Below are 16,322 nucleotides of genomic sequence, written 5' to 3'. Positions count from 1 at the left end.
GTATAAGCACGACAGGACGCGCCGGCGTCCGGCCTTTTTTCACGACCCGTCGTTCCATGCGCGACCTTCCACCGACCACCGATCCCGCCGCGGACGCCGACGTCTATCACGTGCCGCGTCCGCTCGTCGTGTTCGGCGGCTCGGTCGTCGAGCCCGAATGGCGGCTGGAGCGGCACAGCCATCGCCAGGCGCAGCTGCTCTACACGCTGACGGGCGTCGTCTATTGCGAGATCGACGGCGGCGTGTGGACCGCGCCGCCGCAATGCACGGTCTGGATTCCCGGCGATGTCCCGCACGCGGCGCGCGGCTCGGCCGGCGCGACCTTCTACGCGGTGCTGGTCGAACCCGACGCGGCGCTCGACCTGCCCACGCGCTGTTGCACGCTGGGCGTGTCGCCGCTGCTGCGCGAACTGCTGCTGAAGGCGGCCAGCTTCCCGAATCTGTACGACGTCGACGGGCCGCAAGGGCGGCTGGTGGCGACGCTGCTCGACGAACTCGTCGCGGCGCCGGTCGAGGACCTGTACCTTCCGATGCCGGCCGACCGCCGGCTGCGCAAGCTGATCGACCATCTGCTCGACGACCCGGCCGACAAGTCGCCGCTGCCCGAGCTCGCGCGGCGTGCGGGCATCAGCGAGCGCAGCCTGACGCGGCTCGCGACGAGGGAGCTCGGCATGAGCCTGGGCGACTGGCGCCGGCGGCTGCACGTCGCGCTGTCGCTGCGGATGCTGACGACCGGCCGCCGCGTGCACCAGATCGCGATCGATCTCGGCTACGAAAGCGCGAGCAGCTTCGTCACGATGTTCCGCAAGGCGACCGGCAAGCCGCCGACGCAATTCCTGACCGACCGGCAACGCTGAACCGCCGGGCTGCGCGCCCGTGCACGGTTGGCCGGATTGAAAAAGCAGTTGGCCGGGATGAGAAATGACGCATCAGGTCTCGATCCATAAAATGAGAATCGTTCTCATCTGGAGGCCAACATGCAAATCGTCACGACTGAATTCCCGTTTGTCTGGCTGCGTTACAGCGGCTCGACCCACACCGATCCCGCCCGCCTGCTTGCCGAACTCGACGCGCTGCTGGCGCGCCGCGAACGCTTCGTTCTTCTGACCGACGACGCGCCGTCCGGCGACGATCGCGCCGACAACGATCACGAGATGCGCAAGCAGCTCGCGAAGTGGAGCAAGGCCAACCGCGCGCTGTCGCGCGAATGGATTCCCGGGATGATCGCGATCGAGCCCAATGCGGCGCGGCGCGTGGCGCTCAATGCCTTTTCGGGTGCCTTCGAGAAGGTCTGGGGGTATCCGCTGAACGCGGCGGCGAGCCGCGACGACGCGCTGGCGCTCGCGCAACGGCTGCTCGCCGAACCGGCGCCCGGCGTCGCGGCGGCGAACGCCTGACCCGACGGCCGCGCCGGCGCGCGGCTTGCGTCGACATCGACACGCACGCACGGTGCGCGAACGCGCGCCGCGGCAGAGTGCAACCATGCAGAGGTGTCCGGTGGACAATCCGATCCGCGCGATGCGCATCTTCACGCGCATCGTCGAAATGAACAGTTTTACGCGCGCGGCGCAGGCGCTCGGCATTTCGCGCGCCACCGCCACGCGCACCGTGCAGGAGCTCGAAGCGGCGCTCGGCATGCCGCTGCTGGTGCGCACGACGCGCGCGCTGCGGCCGACGCCCGAAGGCGACGCGTATTACCGGCGCTGCGTCAGCATCACGGCGGACGTCGACGAGCTCGAAGCGAGCATCCGCGGCGCCGCGCTGCATCCGAGCGGGCCGCTGCGCGTCGAATTGCCGGCGTCGGTGGCGGGCGCGATCGTGTTGCCGGCGCTCGGCGAATTTCATACCCGGCATCCCGATCTGGAGCTGATGCTCGCCGTGGCCGGGCGCGCGGGCGACCGCATCGGCGACGCGATCGATTGCAGCGTCCGGCTCGGTGCGCTGCCCGATTCGTCGCTCGTCGCGCGCCGGCTCGGCGCGCTCGAGCGCGTGACCTGCGCGAGCCCCGCGTATCTCGACCGCTTCGGCGTGCCGCGCACACCCGACGATCTGGGCGCGCATCGTGCGATTTGCGGATCGCACGTGTTCGGCCAGCGTCCGGCGGAGCTCGAGTTCATGGTGGACGACGCGGTGCGCAAGGTGCGGCTCGACGGCATCGTCAGCGTGGACGACGAGCAGGCGTATCTCGCCTGCGGCGTGCACGGCCTTGGACTGATCCAGCCGACGCGCGTCGCCGCGCAGCCGCTGATCGAGGCGGGACGGCTGCGGGAGGTGCTGCCGTGTTGGCAACCCGATGCGCTCGCCGTGTCGGTCGTCTACGTGAAGCGCCCGCATGTGTCGCCCGGCGTGCGCGCGTTCGTCGACTGGATCGCGGAGCGTTTCGTGCAGGCCGGGAAGGAACACACAGGGCTGGCGGCGGCGGGGGCGGTAGGGTGGCGGCCGGCGCAGGATGCCGCCGCTACCTGCGACCGCTACAGCGGACTGGTCGCGGCAGCCTGACGGCGGGATGCCGACGGCAAGTCCTCAAATGGTTGCGAGGCGTAACGCGCGGGCCATCCGGTACGTATCGGAGGATGTCGATAGTTGGGCGACGCAGCACGAAACTCGCCGGAATATGGCCCGCGTAGGCCAGGTGAACATCCGTGCAGCGATACGCCGCGACCCGAAACCGTACGCTGCCACGGGTAGGGAACCGCCGCCCTAGATCGCCGTCAGCCGTCCCAATTCTTCCGCCAGAAAATCGACGAATGCGCGAATCCGCGCGGACATCTGGTGCCGCTGCGCATACACCGCATAGATGTCGGCGCTCGGCGTTTCATGATCCGGCAGCACGACGACCAGCCGCCCGTCGGCGAGATAGTCGCGCAGATCCCATTCCGCGCGCATCAGGATGCCGTGCCCGTCGAGTGCCCACTTCACCGCGATCTCGCCGTCGTTCGTCGTCAGGTTACCGTTGATCCGCACGGCTTCCGTGTGGCGGGCCGCGCCGCGTCCGCTCGTCAGGCGCCACACGCCGTAACCTTCGTCGCCTTGCCGGATGCCGATGCAGTTGTGCCGCGTCAGGTCGTGCGGCGTGCCGGGCGTCCCGTGCCGCGCGAGATACGCGGGCGCCGCGCACAGCAGCCGGCGGTTCGGCGCGAGCCGCCGCGCGACGACGCGCGTGTCGGGCGGTTCGCCGAAGCGGATGCACACGTCGAACACGTCGTCGGTGAGCGGTGGCGGCATCACCGACAGCTGCAACTGCACCGACACCTCCGGATAGCGCGCGACGAAGCGCGAGATCGCCGGGCCGACGTGGCTGCGCCCGAACCCGAGCGTCGCATTCACGCGCAGCAGGCCTTTCGGCCGCTGTTTCGCGCTGCCGAGCAGTTCGCCGAGTTCGTCCATCTGGTCGAGGATCCGGCGTGCGTACTCGAGGTACACGTCGCCTTCGGGCGTCAGCATCATTCGCCGCGTCGTGCGATTGACGAGCGTCACGCCCGCGCGCCGCTCCATCTGCGTGAGCCGCTTGCTGACGGCCGCCGCGGTCAGCCCGAGTTCGCGCGCGGCCGCGCTCAGGCTGCCCGACGCGGCCAGCGTCGAGAAGAAGCCGAGATCGGCCGGCTGGACGGTATCCGCCATGACGGGATTCGTGAATTGAAGTTAAAGATGCTTTGAGTATAGCCCCGGTTTCTACACTCCCGGTTCGGTAAAGTGCGTTCACGCTCACGATCAATCGAGGATGTCCGCATGAAGACCTACCGTATCGCAACGATTCCCGGCGACGGCATCGGCAAGGAAGTGGTGCCGGCTGGCAAGCAGGTGCTGGAGGCGCTGGCCCGCGGCAGCGACCGCTTCGCGTTCGAGTTCGAGGATTTCGACTGGGGCGCCGATTACTACCGCCGGCATGGCGCGATGATGCCGGCCGACGGTCTCGACGCGCTGCGCGGCAAGGACGCGATCCTGTTCGGCTCCGCGGGCGACCCGGACGTGCCGGACCACGTGACGCTGTGGGGGCTGCGCCTGAAGATCTGCCAGGGCTTCGACCAGTACGCGAACGTGCGTCCGACGCGCATCCTGCCGGGCATCGACGCGCCGCTGAAGCGCTGCGGGCCGGACGACCTGAACTGGGTGATCGTGCGCGAGAACTCGGAAGGCGAATACGCGGGCGTCGGCGGCCGCGTGCACCAGGGCCATCCGATCGAGGCCGCGACCGATGTGTCGATCCTCACGCGCGCCGGCGTCGAACGCATCATGCGTTTCGCATTCCGGCTCGCGCAGTCGCGCCCACGCAAGCTGCTGACCGTCATCACGAAGAGCAACGCGCAGCGGCATGCGATGGTGATGTGGGACGAGATCGCGAAGCAGATCGCACCGGAGTTTCCCGACGTGACGTGGGACAAGGAACTCGTCGATGCGGCAACCGCGCGTATGGTCAACCGCCCGGCGTCGCTCGACACGATCGTCGCGACCAACCTGCACGCGGACATCCTCAGCGATCTTGCCGCCGCGCTCGCGGGCAGCCTCGGCATCGCGCCGACCGGCAACATCGATCCCGAGCGCCGCTATCCGTCGATGTTCGAGCCAATCCACGGCTCCGCATTCGACATCATGGGCAAGGGGCTCGCGAATCCGGTCGGCACGTTCTGGTCGGTCGTGATGCTGCTCGAGCATCTCGGCGAGACGGAAGCGGCCGCGCGTGTGATGCAGGCGATCGAGGCCGTGACGGCCGACCCGTCGCTGCATACGCGCGACCTCGGCGGCCGCGCGACGACCGCGCAGGTGACGGCGGCCGTCTGCGAGCGCGTCGCGAACGCGGCGGTGGCGGCCTGACGGCGGCGCGGCGCGGTCGGCGCGCGCATGTGCGCATGCCAGCCGCGCGCCGCCCGTTCGCGTCACTCGGCATTTTTTCTGCCCGCGACTCGCGCATCCGACGCGAGCCGGGCGCCGGCCGGCGCTCGCGGTCGATCGACCGACGGCGCACGGTCCGACCTCGAAGGAGGAGACACATGCAAGCGGATCTGGAAACCCGCGTCGCGCGGAAACTGATGTGGCGCATCATTCCGTTCGTGATGCTGCTTTACTTCGTCAGCTTTCTCGATCGCGTCAACGTCGGCTTTGCCGCGATGACGATGAACCAGGCGATCGGCCTGTCGCCGACCGCGTTCGGGTTCGGCGGCGGCCTGTTCTTCATCGGCTACTTCCTGTTCGAAGTGCCGTCCAACCTGATTCTCCACCGCGTCGGCGCGCGCATCTGGATCGCGCGCGTGATGATCACGTGGGGCATCGTGTCGGCCGTGTCCGCGTTCGCGGCCGGGCCGACCAGCTTCTACGTGCTGCGTTTCCTGCTCGGCATGGCCGAAGCCGGTTTCTTCCCCGGCATCATCCTGTACCTGAGCCTGTGGTTCCCCGCGAAGCAGCGCGCGGTGGCCGCCGCGTGGTTCATGGCGGCCGCGCCGATCTCGACCGCGATCGGCTCGCCGCTGTCGGGCGCGATCATGCAGATGCCGCCGATGTTCGGCCTCGCCGACTGGCAGATGCTGTACATCGTCGAAGCGCTGCCGGCGGTCGTGCTCGGCTTCGTCGTGCTGAAGCGCCTGACCGATGCGCCGTCGCAGGCCGCGTGGCTGCGCGCCGACGAGCGCGACTGGCTGATCGCGAAGCTGAAAGCGGAAGCGGACGCGCGCCACACGCACGTCGGGCACACGGCCGGTGCGTGGCAGGCCCTGCGCGATCCGCGGGTGCTCGCGCTCGCGCTGATCTACTTCGGCACGTCGGCGGGGCTCTATACGCTCGGGCTGTGGGCGCCGCTGATGGTCAAGCAGTTCGGCTTCACCGCGTTGCAGACGGGCCTGCTGACCGGTATCCCGAGCATTGCCGCCGTGGTCGCGATGATCGTGTGGGCGCGACATTCGGATCGCACCGGCGAGCGCACCTGGCACGTCGTGATTCCATGTGTGCTGGCGTGCATCGGGTTCGTGTTCGCGGCGCAGGCGAATACGGCGCTGCTGACCGTGCTCGCGCTGGTCGTCGTCAACATCGGGATCAGTGCGGCGAAGGCGCCGCTGTGGGCGATGCCCAGTGCGTTCCTGTCGGGGGCCGGCGCGGCCGCGGGGATCGCGATGATCAATTCGATCGGCAATCTCGGCGGATTCGTCGGGCCGTTCGCGATCGGTTGGCTCAAGCATGCGACGGGCGGATATGCGGCGGGGTTGTACGTGGTGGCCGGCACGCTCGCGGTGTCGGCGGTCGTCACGCTGATGCTGAGCCGCAAAGGGGCGCGGGAAGCGGCCGTGCCGGGCGTGCGGCATCACTCGTGAGCGCCGCAATGTGCGCGCGGCAGGGCAGCCCGACGGGCGCGTGACGTATCCGTCCGGCTTCGTGCGCGGTGGCGCGCGATCGGCTGGCGGGAACGTCAGCGTCAGCGCATGTTCACCTGCGGGCCGGAAGGCGCATGCGGACGCAGTCGCTACGAGGCCGTCGCCGCGACCTGCCGCGCGATGCGCGCCGCACACGCGTCGGGCGTCGCCGCGGACGTATCCAGCACCATCTCGCTGAACGGCCGCGCCGCATAGCCCTCGCGATACATCTCCGCGATCCGGTTGCGCTCCCAGTCGGTCAACGCGCGCGCGCCGCGATTCGACGCCGCGACCGCTTCGGGCGGCGCGAGCGTGACGACGAACAGGCGCGCATCACGCGCCTCGCAGGCCGCGCGCAGCCGTTCGAATTCCGCTTCGCCGATCGGATAGGCGATGACCAGATGGCGTTCGCGCGCGTTCGCGATCCGCGTGACGAGACGTTCGAGCGCAATCGCCCACTGCACGTCGAACGGTGCGTCTTCGGGCGCATCGTGATCGTCGCCGTCGATGAAGCGCGCGTCGGGCAGCACGCGTGCGAGCGCGAGGCCGATCGTCGTCTTGCCGCTGTTGATCGGGCCGTTCAGGTGGATGACGGTAAGGGGGGCCATGAGTCGACGCAGAAAATCGGACGACTCGCAGCTTGCCATGACTGGCGCGGCGGTGCAGTGCCGTTGGTGCGTCACGCGGCGGGATGCGAATACGAAGGGAAAGCGGACAGGCGGGGAGCGGGGAAGCGGCAGGCTGCGTGCGCAACGATGCGCCACACGGCAACCTGCCCGACCGTGCCGCATGCAAGCGATGCGGCACGGCGTCGAACGCAGCGACTTACTTGTCGCCGTCGCCCTTGATCTGCGGCAGCGCCGACGCTTCGCCCGGCGTCAGCAGCCCGACTTGCGAATACACGCGCAGCTTGTCGCGCGTATCGGTGATGTCGAGGTTGCGCATCGTCAGCTGGCCGATCCGGTCGCGCGGCGAGAACGTCGACGCCACCTTCTCCATCGACAGCCGTTCCGGCTGGTACGTGAGGTTCGGCGACTTCGTGCTCAGGATCGAGTAGTCGTTGCCGCGGCGCAGTTCGATCTTCACTTCGCCGGTGATCGCGCGGGCGACCCAGCGTTGCGCGGTTTCGCGCAGCATGATCGCCTGCGGGTCGAACCAGCGGCCCTGGTACAGCAGGCGGCCGAGGCGGCGGCCGTTCTCGCGGTACTGCTCGATCGTGTCTTCGTTGTGGATGCCGGTGACGAGACGCTCGTACGCGATGTACAGCAGCGCGAGGCCCGGAGCTTCGTAGATGCCGCGGCTCTTCGCCTCGATGATCCGGTTCTCGATCTGGTCGCTCATGCCGAGGCCGTGACGGCCGCCGATGCGGTTCGCTTCGAGCAGCAGCTCGACCTGATCCTTGAACTCGACGCCGTTCAGCGCGACCGGCTGGCCGGCTTCGAAGCGCACCGTCACTTCCTCGGCGGCGATCTTCACGTCGTCGCGCCAGAACGCGACGCCCATGATCGGGTTCACGATCTTGATGCCGCTTTCGAGGCTTTCCAGATCCTTCGCCTCGTGCGTCGCGCCGAGCAGGTTCGAGTCGGTCGAATACGCCTTCTCGGCCGACATCTTGTACGCGAAGCCGGCCTGGTTCATGAATTCGGACATTTCGGCGCGGCCGCCGAGTTCGTCGATGAACGTCTGGTCGAGCCACGGCTTGTAGATCTTCAGATCCGGGTTCACGAGCAGGCCGTAGCGGTAGAAGCGCTCGATGTCGTTGCCCTTGTACGTGCTGCCGTCGCCCCAGATGTTGACGCCGTCTTCCTTCATCGCGGCGACGAGCATCGTGCCCGTCACGGCGCGGCCGATCGGCGTCGTGTTGAAGTACGTGACGCCGGCGGTCGTGATGTGGAACGCGCCGCTTTGCAGCGCCGCGATGCCTTCGGCGACGAGCTGCGCGCGGCAGTCGATCAGGCGGGCGCCGGCTGCGCCGTATTCGATCGCGCGTTTCGGGATCGCGTCGTAATCGTCTTCGTCGGGCTGGCCGAGGTTCGCCGTGTATGCGTACGGGACGGCGCCCTTCAGTTTCATCCAGTGCAGCGCGGCGCTGGTGTCCAGGCCGCCGGAGAAGGCGATACCGACCTTCTGGCCGGTCGGGAGGCTTTCGAGAATCGTGCTCATAGGAATTACCGTGGATTGAAGCCGGTGGGATCGTATTTCGCGGAATATGCGAGTATCGGCTGTCCGGGAAGTTGGGGCAAGGGCTGATTTTGGTGCGGAACCGTCGTCGCGCCTGTCGCGGCGGGCCTGACGGGCGGTTAACCGGGTGGAGAACGCCGTGCGGGGCGGCGTTGCATCGCCGCCGAACACGCGCGCGGACGAACCGGCCGCGGGCCGGATTTCCGGGGCCGGATCGGTGGCCGGCCGTGCCCGGCGTCGACGGCGCACCGCGTCGATGTGCCGAAAGGCATATGAAAGAAAGGCGCGTGAAGCGGGCGCCTCAGATATTCCACGACCGCGCGGTATCGAGCAGCCGCTCGCGCAACTGGTCGACTTCGCCGGCCAGCTTGGCCGTGATCGACACGTAGCCGGACAACGGCGGCGGTGGCACGTCGTGCGGCGGGTCGGCCGGCCGGCGGCGCGGCGCCAGCCGGCTCGGCGTGCCGAACTTGAGCGCGCGGCTCGCCCCGACCAGCGTGTCGCGGATGCGCCGGTTCAGGCCCTTCATCTCGACGCGCATGTATTCGCGGGCCGCCAGGTCGTCACGCGCCGGCAGCGCGCTCGACAGGATCTCCAGATAACCGATGCACAGGCGCAGGCTGCGCTGGATCGCCTCGAGCTGCGCCATCGACGTCTCGCACTCCTTCGACACCGACGGCATCAGCGAGCGCAACTGCACGAGCAGCGCGCTCAGCGCGGCCATTTCCTTCAGGTGCGCGTCGTCGCTCACGTGGCGGTCGCCCGCGAGCCGCGCATGCACGGCCGCGCACGCGCGCAGCGCGTCGGCGAGCTTGTAGCGCCACGAGTAGGTCGCATAGAGCGGCAGCGCGAACGAGAACGCCAGCGCGATCGCGATGCCGACCAGCACGTTCACCGCGCGCCACAGGCCGTCGACGATCTCGTTGTCGCCGTGCCCGGCGACGATCACCATCGTGATCGCCGACAGCAGCGCGATGTAGCCGGCCTTGCCGATCGCGTGATACGCGCAGATACCGCACCCCACGGCCATCAGCAGGTAGATCGCGAACGGCGCGTGCAGAAACGAGTAGAGAAGGATCAGCCCGAGCCCCGCCAGTGCGCCGATCGACGTGCCGAGCGCGCGCTCGGCCGCCTTCTTGCGGATGTTGCCGTGATGTTGCAGCCCGCCGACGACGATCAGCACGGTGATCGTCGACCATTCGCCGTGCGGCACGCGCAGGCCGGTGGACAGCGCGATCGACACGAGAATCGCGAGCGCGACGCGCGCCGCATGGATCAGCTTCGCGTGCCGGTAGCGGCGGTACGGGTCGAGCAGCGGGCGGAGCGCGTGGCGCACGAGCGGCGGCAGTCGGGTCGGGAGCGGGGCGGTCATGACGGAGTCGAGGGAGCCGGGACGCGCACGGCGGCCCGCGCGGGCCGGCGCCGCGCCGCCTGCGCAGCTGACGTAACGCTAGCCGAACGCGCGCGGGCTGTCCACGGCGGCGCCGACGGGCCGGGCGGCCGGCGGCCGCGTCAGGCCACGGCGCACCTCGCGTCACGCGTCGGCCGCGCTCGACAGTGCGTCCAGCACGCGGTTGCGGCCGCCGGACTTCGCGCGGTACAGCGCCTCGTCGGCGCGCCGCAGCAGCGTCGCGGCGTTCATCCGGCCGTCGGCGGCGGTGGCCGTGCCGATGCTGGCCGTCACGCGCCCGTACGGGCTTTTCACGTGTTCGATCCCGAGCCCCGCGATCGCGCGCCGGATGCCTTCGGCGACGGTCGCCGCGCCCGGCGCGTCGGTGTCGGGCAGCGTGACGACGAATTCCTCGCCGCCGTAGCGCGCGACGTGATCGCTGTCGCGGCGCAGGCAGCGCGACAGCGATTGCGCGACCTGGCGCAGCACGTCGTCGCCGGCCGGGTGGCCGTAGTAGTCGTTGAACGCCTTGAAGTGATCGACGTCGACGAACAGCACGGACAACGGGCGGCCGCTGCGCGACGCGCGCTGGGCTTCCTTCGCGAGCACCGCATCGAACGTGCCGCGGTTGTCGAGGCCCGTCAGCGAATCGGTGTGCGCGAGCCGGTACAGCTTCGATTCCGCGTCCTGCCGGCGCTTCAGCTCGCGCGACAGCGCGAGCGAGCCCCACGCGATGAACGCCGTAAACAGGCTCATCAGCACGACGGTCCACACCGCGCGGTGCTGCCACGACGCATAGATGTCGATCTCGGCGGGCGCGACGTCGACGATCAGCGGCAGCCCGGCGAGATGCTTGTAAACATAGACGCGCCGCACGCCGTCGATGGCGCCGACCCCGCTCAGCTCGCCGTCGCGGCTGCGCTGCGCGTCGATGAACAGCGGCGAGTCGTGCAGGTCGAGGCCGACCACCCGCGTGTCGTACGGCAGGCGCGACACGAGCGTGCCGTTGTCCTCGACGATCGCCGCGCTGCCGTGCCGGCCGACCGCGAGGCCGTCGAGCAGCGCGCGGAAGTAGTCGATGCTGAGCGTGCCGACGACGATCCCGGCGAACGTGCCGTCGGGCCGGTTGATCCGGCGGCTCAGCGCGATCGTCAGCGCGCCGCCGCGCAGCCGCGACGCGTACGGCCGGCTGATGTAGAGGCCGGGGACGAGCCGGTCGCGGTGCACGGCGAAATAGTCGCGGTCGGCGAAATTGCCTTGTCGCGCGGGCGATGCGCTCGAATCGATCGCGATATTGCCGTGCGCATCCATCACGAAAATGGAGCCGAGATAGGCGCCGGTGGCCGCGCGGTCGAACAGCAGCCGGTGGCGCTGGCGCGGCGGCAATGTCATCAGTTCCGGATCGGCCACGCCGTCGACGACGTTTTGCAATGACAAATCGTAGAGTTCGATATTGCGCGCGATATCGCGTTCGATCAGCAGCATCAGGTTGCGCGCATTTTCGACCGCATGGTCATACGCGTCGCGGCGCGCCTCGATTAATAGCGACGTGGAAAGTCCCCAACTGAACATCAGCAGGACGATGCCCGCCACGAGTACGCCGCGGGGCGACAGAATGCGTGCCACGACCGACGCGGTATGGCGGCGCAGCGTGGCGGGCAGCGGGAATGACTTCATCCTCGGGGGTGGCGGGTGGCGGCTGGTCGCGTCGTTGCGGTTCCGCGCGCGGATTATTTCGAATTAAGCGTCATTATCCCGCGAATTCCTGAATTTCGCGTGCGCATGCAAAACATGCATGCGGATACGGCGATTCGAAACGGTTACGCATCATTACCGCATGGCGCGCGGGCGATTTGATTTGAATCAATGACCAGTGTCGGGCTTTTTGTCTGATTAATGGTGTATTGATCGGTCGATTTTGCGTATTGCCGCGGTATTTGGCGGATCGGGACAGGATTAGGTCGTGACCGGGAAAAACGAATATCGAATGACCCGTTCGTAATCGGGGTCTTTTGCAACGACGTGCGACCGTGGCCGCGCCGACGCGGCCAACCCGTTGATTCCGCGAAATCTCCGGCGGGGCGGCGGGCGGGGCAACCTCAGCTGTCCCCGTATCGAATCAGGTAGAATCCGCGCTTCGCCGCAGGCGCCCGCCGCGCAACGCGTATCGGGGCCGCATCGAATGCATCGCAGGACGCGCGCCGCGCTCCGATTCCGCATGCGCCGGCTACGGATGCCGGCCCGCTCAACGTTCGTCTCGTTTATGTCCGCAATTCCGAATTCCGACCAACCCGGTTCGCCCGCGAACCCACCCAAGCTTCATCGCGCGCTGAAGGCGCGCCACCTGACGATGATCGCCATCGGCGGCTCGATCGGCACGGGCCTGTTCGTCGCGTCCGGCGCGTCGATCTCGCAGGCCGGCCCCGGCGGCGCGATGGTTGCGTACATGCTGATCGGCCTGATGGTCTACTTCCTGATGACGAGCCTCGGCGAGATGGCCGCGTTCATGCCGGTGTCGGGCTCGTTCGCGACCTACGGCGCGAAATACGTCGATGAAGGCTTCGGCTTCGCGCTCGGCTGGAACTACTGGTACAACTGGGCGGTGACGATCGCGGTGGAGCTCGTCGCCGCGCAGCTCGTGATGCACTACTGGTTTCCGGACGTGCCGGGCGTGTGGTGGAGCGCGGCGTTCCTCGGCGTGATGTTCCTGCTCAATGCGCTCACCGTGCGCGGTTTCGGCGAAGCCGAATACTGGTTCGCGCTGATCAAGGTCGTCACCGTGGTCGCGTTCATCGGCGTCGGGCTGCTGATGATCTTCGGCATTCTGAAGGGCGCGCCGGCCAACGGCTGGGGCAACCTGACGATCGGCGACGCACCGTTCGCGGGCGGCCTGCCGGCGCTGATGGGCGTCGCGATGATCGCGGGCTTCTCGTTCCAGGGCACCGAGCTGATCGGCGTCGCGGCCGGCGAATCGGAAAACCCGCGTACGACGATCCCGCGCGCGGTGCGCCAGGTGTTCTGGCGCATCCTGCTGTTCTACGTGTTCGCGATCTTCGTGATCGGCGTGCTGATTCCGTATACCGACCCGAACCTGCTGAAGACGGACGTGACCGACATCGGCGTGAGCCCGTTCACGCTCGTGTTCCGTCACGCGGGCCTGGCCTTCGCGGCCGGCGTGATGAACGCGGTGATCCTGACGGCCGTGCTGTCGGCCGGCAACTCGGGCATGTACGCGTCCACGCGGATGCTCTACAACCTCGCGACCGAAGGCCGCGCGCCGAAGGTGTTCGCGAAGCTGTCGCCGGGCGGCGTGCCGCGCAACGCGCTGTACGCGACCACCGCCGTCGGCGCGCTGTGCTTCTTCACGTCGCTGTACGGCGACAAGACCGTGTACCTGTGGCTGCTGAACACGTCCGGGATGACGGGCTTCATCGCGTGGCTCGGCATCGCGGTCAGCCACTACCGGTTCCGCAAGGGCTACGTGAAGCAGGGGTATGCGCTCGACCAGTTGCCGTACCAGTCGAAGTGGTTCCCGTTCGGCCCGCTGTTCGCGTTCGTGCTGTGCCTCGTGATCGCGCTCGGCCAGGATTACCAGGCGTTCCTCGCGAACCGGATCGACTGGGCCGGCGTGGCCGCGACCTATGTCGGCATTCCGCTGTTCGTCGTCGTGTGGCTCGGCTTCCGGTTCCTGAAGAAGAGCCGGTTCGTGCGCTACGAGGACATGGAGATCGCGCCGTGGATCGCCGCGAATCGCGGCGCGCAGCGGCAGCCGGTGGCGAACCGCGAAACCGCGGGCTGATGCCGGCGCGGCAGGCGGCCGCGCGACGGTCGACGAAACGGGAAGCCGCGCGCTTCCCGTTTTTTTTGCCCGGCTTTTGCCTGCACGGGGTCAAAGCCGGTTATATTGCCCGACTCTACCGGGCCACGGCCCGGCCGGCGCGACAGGCGCGGCGCGGATCGGCATCCGGCGCGCGCCGCGCGGCGGCCGGCGAGCGGTCCGGCGTTTTCATCGCTCCCGCCGGGCCGGCACGGCCCGCGGAGCGCGCAACCCAGAGGAATCCATGAGCGCATCACCCGCCGAGCGGAAGGCCGGACCCGTTTCCATCGTGCGAATCGAAGCCGCGATCAACGCGTGGCGCGAAGTGTACCCGCCGGCGCCGGACGGCGAGGACGGCTACGCGCTCGACGCCGGCAGCAACTGCCTGGCCGAGCTGTACGGCACGATGATCTGCTATCAGTTGCCGGACGTGCCGCTCGACTCGCTGAGCCACGAGCAGCGCGATGCGCTGTACGCGACCGAGGGGTGATGCGGTCGACACGATGCCGCCGTGCGGCGTCGGTGAACGAACGGGAAGCCTCGCGGCTTCCCGTTTTGCTTTGCGCAGCCCCGCGCGTCGTCGCCAGCACGACGCTGCTTGCGCCGGGACCGGCGCCGGCTGAGGTATCGTGACGGGATCGGGAAGCAGGCGATCGAGGAGGCCGGTACGGATAGCCGGCGAGGGTGAGCGGTGCGGGCGCTATTCGCGCGGTGCCGGGTGAGCGTCCGTTGCCTGTCCCGGGAGGATTCGAACATGGAGTTGAGACATCTCCGCTACTTCGTCGCGGTGGCCGAAGAGCGGAATTTCACGCGGGCGGCGGAACGGCTGCATATCGCGCAACCGCCGCTGAGCCGGCAGATCCAGCAGCTCGAGGAGGCGCTCGGCGTGCCGCTGTTCGAGCGCAACGCGCGGCCGCTGAAGCTGACCGATGCCGGACGCTTCTTCTATTCGCACGCGGTGCAACTGCTCGCGCAGACGACCGAACTCGAATCGATGACGAAGCGGGTCGGCAAGATCGAGCGCAGCATGTCGGTCGGTTTCGTCGGCTCGACGCTGTACGGGATGCTGCCGAAGATCATCCGGCGCTTTCGCAGCGAATATCCGGCCGTCGAGCTGAGCCTGCACGAGATGTCGACGATGGACCAGATCAAGGCGCTCAAGGAAGGGCGCATCGACGTCGGGTTCGGACGCATCCGCCACGAGGACCCGAGCGTGCGGCGCGTCGTGCTGCGCGAGGAGCGGATGATCGTCGCGCTGCCGGTCGGCCATGTGCTCGACAGCGCCAAACCGGTGCTGTCGCTGCACGATCTCGTCAACGACACGCTGATCATCTTTCCGAAGGCGCCGCGCCCGAGCTACGCGGACCAGGTGCTCGCGGCCTTTCACGATCGGGCGCTGCAACCGCGCCGGATCTACGAGACGCGCGAGTTGCAGATCGCGCTCGGCCTCGTCGCGATGGGCGAGGGCGTGTCGGTCGTGCCGCACAGCGTGTACGGGCTCAAGCGCGACGACATCAGCTACAAGCCGCTCGACGATCCGAACCTCGTGTCGCCGATCATCATGAGCATGCGCGCGCTCGACGAATCGGAGGACATCCGCGCGATGCAGGCGCTGATCTACCGGCTGTACGACGAGGCGCGGATGGAATATCTGCCGCCGCAGCCCGAATGAGCGCGCGGGCCGTAGGGGCTTGCTTGACGCTGCGCGCGCCGGCGGGCCACCATGCGCGGATTCGATGCGGCCGCCGACGCGCGGCCGCTCTCATGCAGACGACCGACACATGACCGATATCCTGACCGAGGAGACGACCGTCGAGACGCCGCAAGGGCGTCTCTTTGCGAAACGCTGGCGTGCGGGGTCGGCGCAGCCCGCGGCGGCGCCTGGGCCGGCCGCGCCGATTGTGCTGCTGCACGATTCGCTCGGCTGCGTCGACCTGTGGCGCGACTTCCCCGCGCAGCTCGCCCGCGCGACGCAGCGCGACGTGATCGCGTACGACCGTCTCGGTTTCGGCCGTTCCGATCGGCATCCGGGCATGCTTGGCACGACGTTCGTGCGCGACGAAGCCGACCGTGCGTTCGCCGCGGTACTCGAACGGCTCGGCGTCGACGCGTTCGTCGCGTTCGGGCACAGCGTCGGCGGCGGGATGGCGGTCGGCTGTGCGGCCGCGTACCCTGAGCGGTGTCGTGCGCTCGTGACCGTCGCCGCGCAGGCGTTCGTCGAGGATCGCACGCTGGCCGGCATTCGCGACGCGGGGCGGCAGTTCGACGAGCCGGGTCAACTCGACCGGCTCGCGCGCTATCACGGCGACAAGGCCGAATGGGTGCTGCGCGCGTGGGTCGACACGTGGCTGTCGCCGGCGTTTCGCGACTGGAATCTCGACGACGACCTGCCGCGCGTGCAGTGCGCGACGCTCGCGATTCACGGCGAAGACGACGAATACGGGTCGGACGTGCATCCGAAGCGGATCGCCGCGCGCGTCGCGGGGCCGTCGTCGTTCCTGTTGCTTGCCCGCTGCGGACACCTGCCGCACCGCGAGCGGACCGACGACGTGCTGGCCGCCGTCGCGACGTGCCTGCGCGACGCGCTCGCCTGAGC

The 16,322-nt window shown here is 68.5% G+C and carries 14 protein-coding genes; 9 read left to right on the top strand and 5 right to left on the bottom strand.

Annotated features, from left to right (window positions below; all coding sequences use genetic code 11):
- The first annotated feature begins 56 nt into the window (after positions 1-56).
- From DFS13_RS10890 to DFS13_RS10880, 3 genes are all read left to right on the top strand, one after another.
- Positions 57-857, top strand: a complete 801-nt coding sequence (locus DFS13_RS10890) for a helix-turn-helix domain-containing protein (RefSeq protein ID WP_006490459.1) — start codon at positions 57-59, stop codon at positions 855-857.
- Positions 858-977: 120 nt separating this feature from the next.
- On the top strand, positions 978-1,397 hold the full coding sequence (locus tag DFS13_RS10885; RefSeq protein ID WP_006490454.1) for an ATP--cob(I)alamin adenosyltransferase: 420 nt from the start codon (positions 978-980) through the stop codon (positions 1,395-1,397).
- 100 nt (positions 1,398-1,497) lie between these two features.
- Positions 1,498-2,499, top strand: a complete 1,002-nt coding sequence (locus tag DFS13_RS10880; RefSeq protein WP_058902808.1) for a LysR family transcriptional regulator — start codon at positions 1,498-1,500, stop codon at positions 2,497-2,499.
- Between the two features lie 201 nt (positions 2,500-2,700).
- Here the strand turns inward: DFS13_RS10880 and DFS13_RS10875 are convergent, their stop codons facing one another.
- Positions 2,701-3,621: a LysR substrate-binding domain-containing protein gene (locus DFS13_RS10875; RefSeq protein WP_060212674.1), complete on the bottom strand. Its 921-nt coding sequence runs from the start codon at positions 3,619-3,621 to the stop codon at positions 2,701-2,703.
- A gap of 108 nt (positions 3,622-3,729) precedes the next feature.
- Here DFS13_RS10875 and DFS13_RS10870 point away from each other — a divergent pair, with 108 nt between their 5' ends.
- On the top strand, positions 3,730-4,812 hold the full coding sequence (locus DFS13_RS10870) for a tartrate dehydrogenase (RefSeq protein WP_006496065.1): 1,083 nt from the start codon (positions 3,730-3,732) through the stop codon (positions 4,810-4,812).
- A gap of 176 nt (positions 4,813-4,988) precedes the next feature.
- Positions 4,989-6,299: an MFS transporter gene (locus tag DFS13_RS10865; RefSeq protein ID WP_034202687.1), complete on the top strand. Its 1,311-nt coding sequence runs from the start codon at positions 4,989-4,991 to the stop codon at positions 6,297-6,299.
- 149 nt (positions 6,300-6,448) lie between these two features.
- On the opposite strand, the gene DFS13_RS10860 is transcribed toward DFS13_RS10865, so the two are convergent.
- From DFS13_RS10860 to DFS13_RS10840, 4 genes are all read right to left on the bottom strand, one after another.
- Positions 6,449-6,946, bottom strand: coding sequence for a hypothetical protein (locus tag DFS13_RS10860; protein ID WP_006487487.1), 498 nt, complete (start codon positions 6,944-6,946; stop codon positions 6,449-6,451).
- A gap of 217 nt (positions 6,947-7,163) precedes the next feature.
- Positions 7,164-8,501, bottom strand: a complete 1,338-nt coding sequence (argG, locus tag DFS13_RS10855; protein WP_006496064.1) for an argininosuccinate synthase — start codon at positions 8,499-8,501, stop codon at positions 7,164-7,166.
- Between the two features lie 319 nt (positions 8,502-8,820).
- Positions 8,821-9,891, bottom strand: coding sequence for an FUSC family protein (locus tag DFS13_RS10845; protein ID WP_060212672.1), 1,071 nt, complete (start codon positions 9,889-9,891; stop codon positions 8,821-8,823).
- 162 nt (positions 9,892-10,053) lie between these two features.
- On the bottom strand, positions 10,054-11,586 hold the full coding sequence (locus tag DFS13_RS10840) for a sensor domain-containing diguanylate cyclase (RefSeq protein ID WP_062885350.1): 1,533 nt from the start codon (positions 11,584-11,586) through the stop codon (positions 10,054-10,056).
- A gap of 586 nt (positions 11,587-12,172) precedes the next feature.
- On the opposite strand from DFS13_RS10840, the gene DFS13_RS10835 reads away from it, so the two are divergent.
- From DFS13_RS10835 to DFS13_RS10820, 4 genes are all read left to right on the top strand, one after another.
- Positions 12,173-13,708, top strand: coding sequence for an amino acid permease (locus DFS13_RS10835; RefSeq protein ID WP_006496062.1), 1,536 nt, complete (start codon positions 12,173-12,175; stop codon positions 13,706-13,708).
- A 262-nt stretch (positions 13,709-13,970) separates the two neighbouring features.
- Complete coding sequence (locus tag DFS13_RS10830) at positions 13,971-14,216, top strand: DUF3717 domain-containing protein (RefSeq protein WP_006482527.1); 246 nt, start codon at positions 13,971-13,973, stop codon at positions 14,214-14,216.
- Between the two features lie 264 nt (positions 14,217-14,480).
- Positions 14,481-15,398 carry a LysR family transcriptional regulator gene (locus DFS13_RS10825; RefSeq protein ID WP_006482538.1) on the top strand — a complete coding sequence of 306 codons (918 nt, stop codon included), beginning with the start codon at positions 14,481-14,483 and terminating at the stop codon, positions 15,396-15,398.
- A 109-nt stretch (positions 15,399-15,507) separates the two neighbouring features.
- Entirely contained in the window at positions 15,508-16,320 is an 813-nt protein-coding gene (locus DFS13_RS10820) for an alpha/beta fold hydrolase (protein ID WP_060212668.1), read from the top strand.
- Positions 16,321-16,322: the final 2 nt, after the last annotated feature.

It is taken from the genome of Burkholderia sp. 28_3 (genome assembly GCF_003253915.1).
Classification (GTDB): domain Bacteria; phylum Pseudomonadota; class Gammaproteobacteria; order Burkholderiales; family Burkholderiaceae; genus Burkholderia; species Burkholderia cenocepacia.
Note: the sequence above shows the minus strand (reverse complement) of the source record. Positions and strands in the feature narration are given on the sequence as shown.

Excerpts from the sequence above, each read along its gene's own strand:
- DFS13_RS10890 (WP_006490459.1), top strand. The coding sequence starts at position 57 with ATGCGCGACCTTCCACCGACCACCGATCCCGCCGCGGACGCCGACGTC.
- DFS13_RS10885 (WP_006490454.1), top strand. The coding sequence starts at position 978 with ATGCAAATCGTCACGACTGAATTCCCGTTTGTCTGGCTGCGTTACAGC.
- DFS13_RS10875 (WP_060212674.1), bottom strand. The coding sequence starts at position 3,621 with ATGGCGGATACCGTCCAGCCGGCCGATCTCGGCTTCTTCTCGACGCTG.
- DFS13_RS10870 (WP_006496065.1), top strand. The coding sequence starts at position 3,730 with ATGAAGACCTACCGTATCGCAACGATTCCCGGCGACGGCATCGGCAAG.
- DFS13_RS10865 (WP_034202687.1), top strand. The coding sequence starts at position 4,989 with ATGCAAGCGGATCTGGAAACCCGCGTCGCGCGGAAACTGATGTGGCGC.
- DFS13_RS10860 (WP_006487487.1), bottom strand. The coding sequence starts at position 6,946 with ATGGCCCCCCTTACCGTCATCCACCTGAACGGCCCGATCAACAGCGGC.
- argG (WP_006496064.1), bottom strand. The coding sequence starts at position 8,501 with ATGAGCACGATTCTCGAAAGCCTCCCGACCGGCCAGAAGGTCGGTATC.
- DFS13_RS10845 (WP_060212672.1), bottom strand. The coding sequence starts at position 9,891 with ATGACCGCCCCGCTCCCGACCCGACTGCCGCCGCTCGTGCGCCACGCG.
- DFS13_RS10840 (WP_062885350.1), bottom strand. The coding sequence starts at position 11,586 with ATGAAGTCATTCCCGCTGCCCGCCACGCTGCGCCGCCATACCGCGTCG.
- DFS13_RS10835 (WP_006496062.1), top strand. The coding sequence starts at position 12,173 with ATGTCCGCAATTCCGAATTCCGACCAACCCGGTTCGCCCGCGAACCCA.
- DFS13_RS10830 (WP_006482527.1), top strand. The coding sequence starts at position 13,971 with ATGAGCGCATCACCCGCCGAGCGGAAGGCCGGACCCGTTTCCATCGTG.
- DFS13_RS10825 (WP_006482538.1), top strand. The coding sequence starts at position 14,481 with ATGGAGTTGAGACATCTCCGCTACTTCGTCGCGGTGGCCGAAGAGCGG.
- DFS13_RS10820 (WP_060212668.1), top strand. The coding sequence starts at position 15,508 with ATGACCGATATCCTGACCGAGGAGACGACCGTCGAGACGCCGCAAGGG.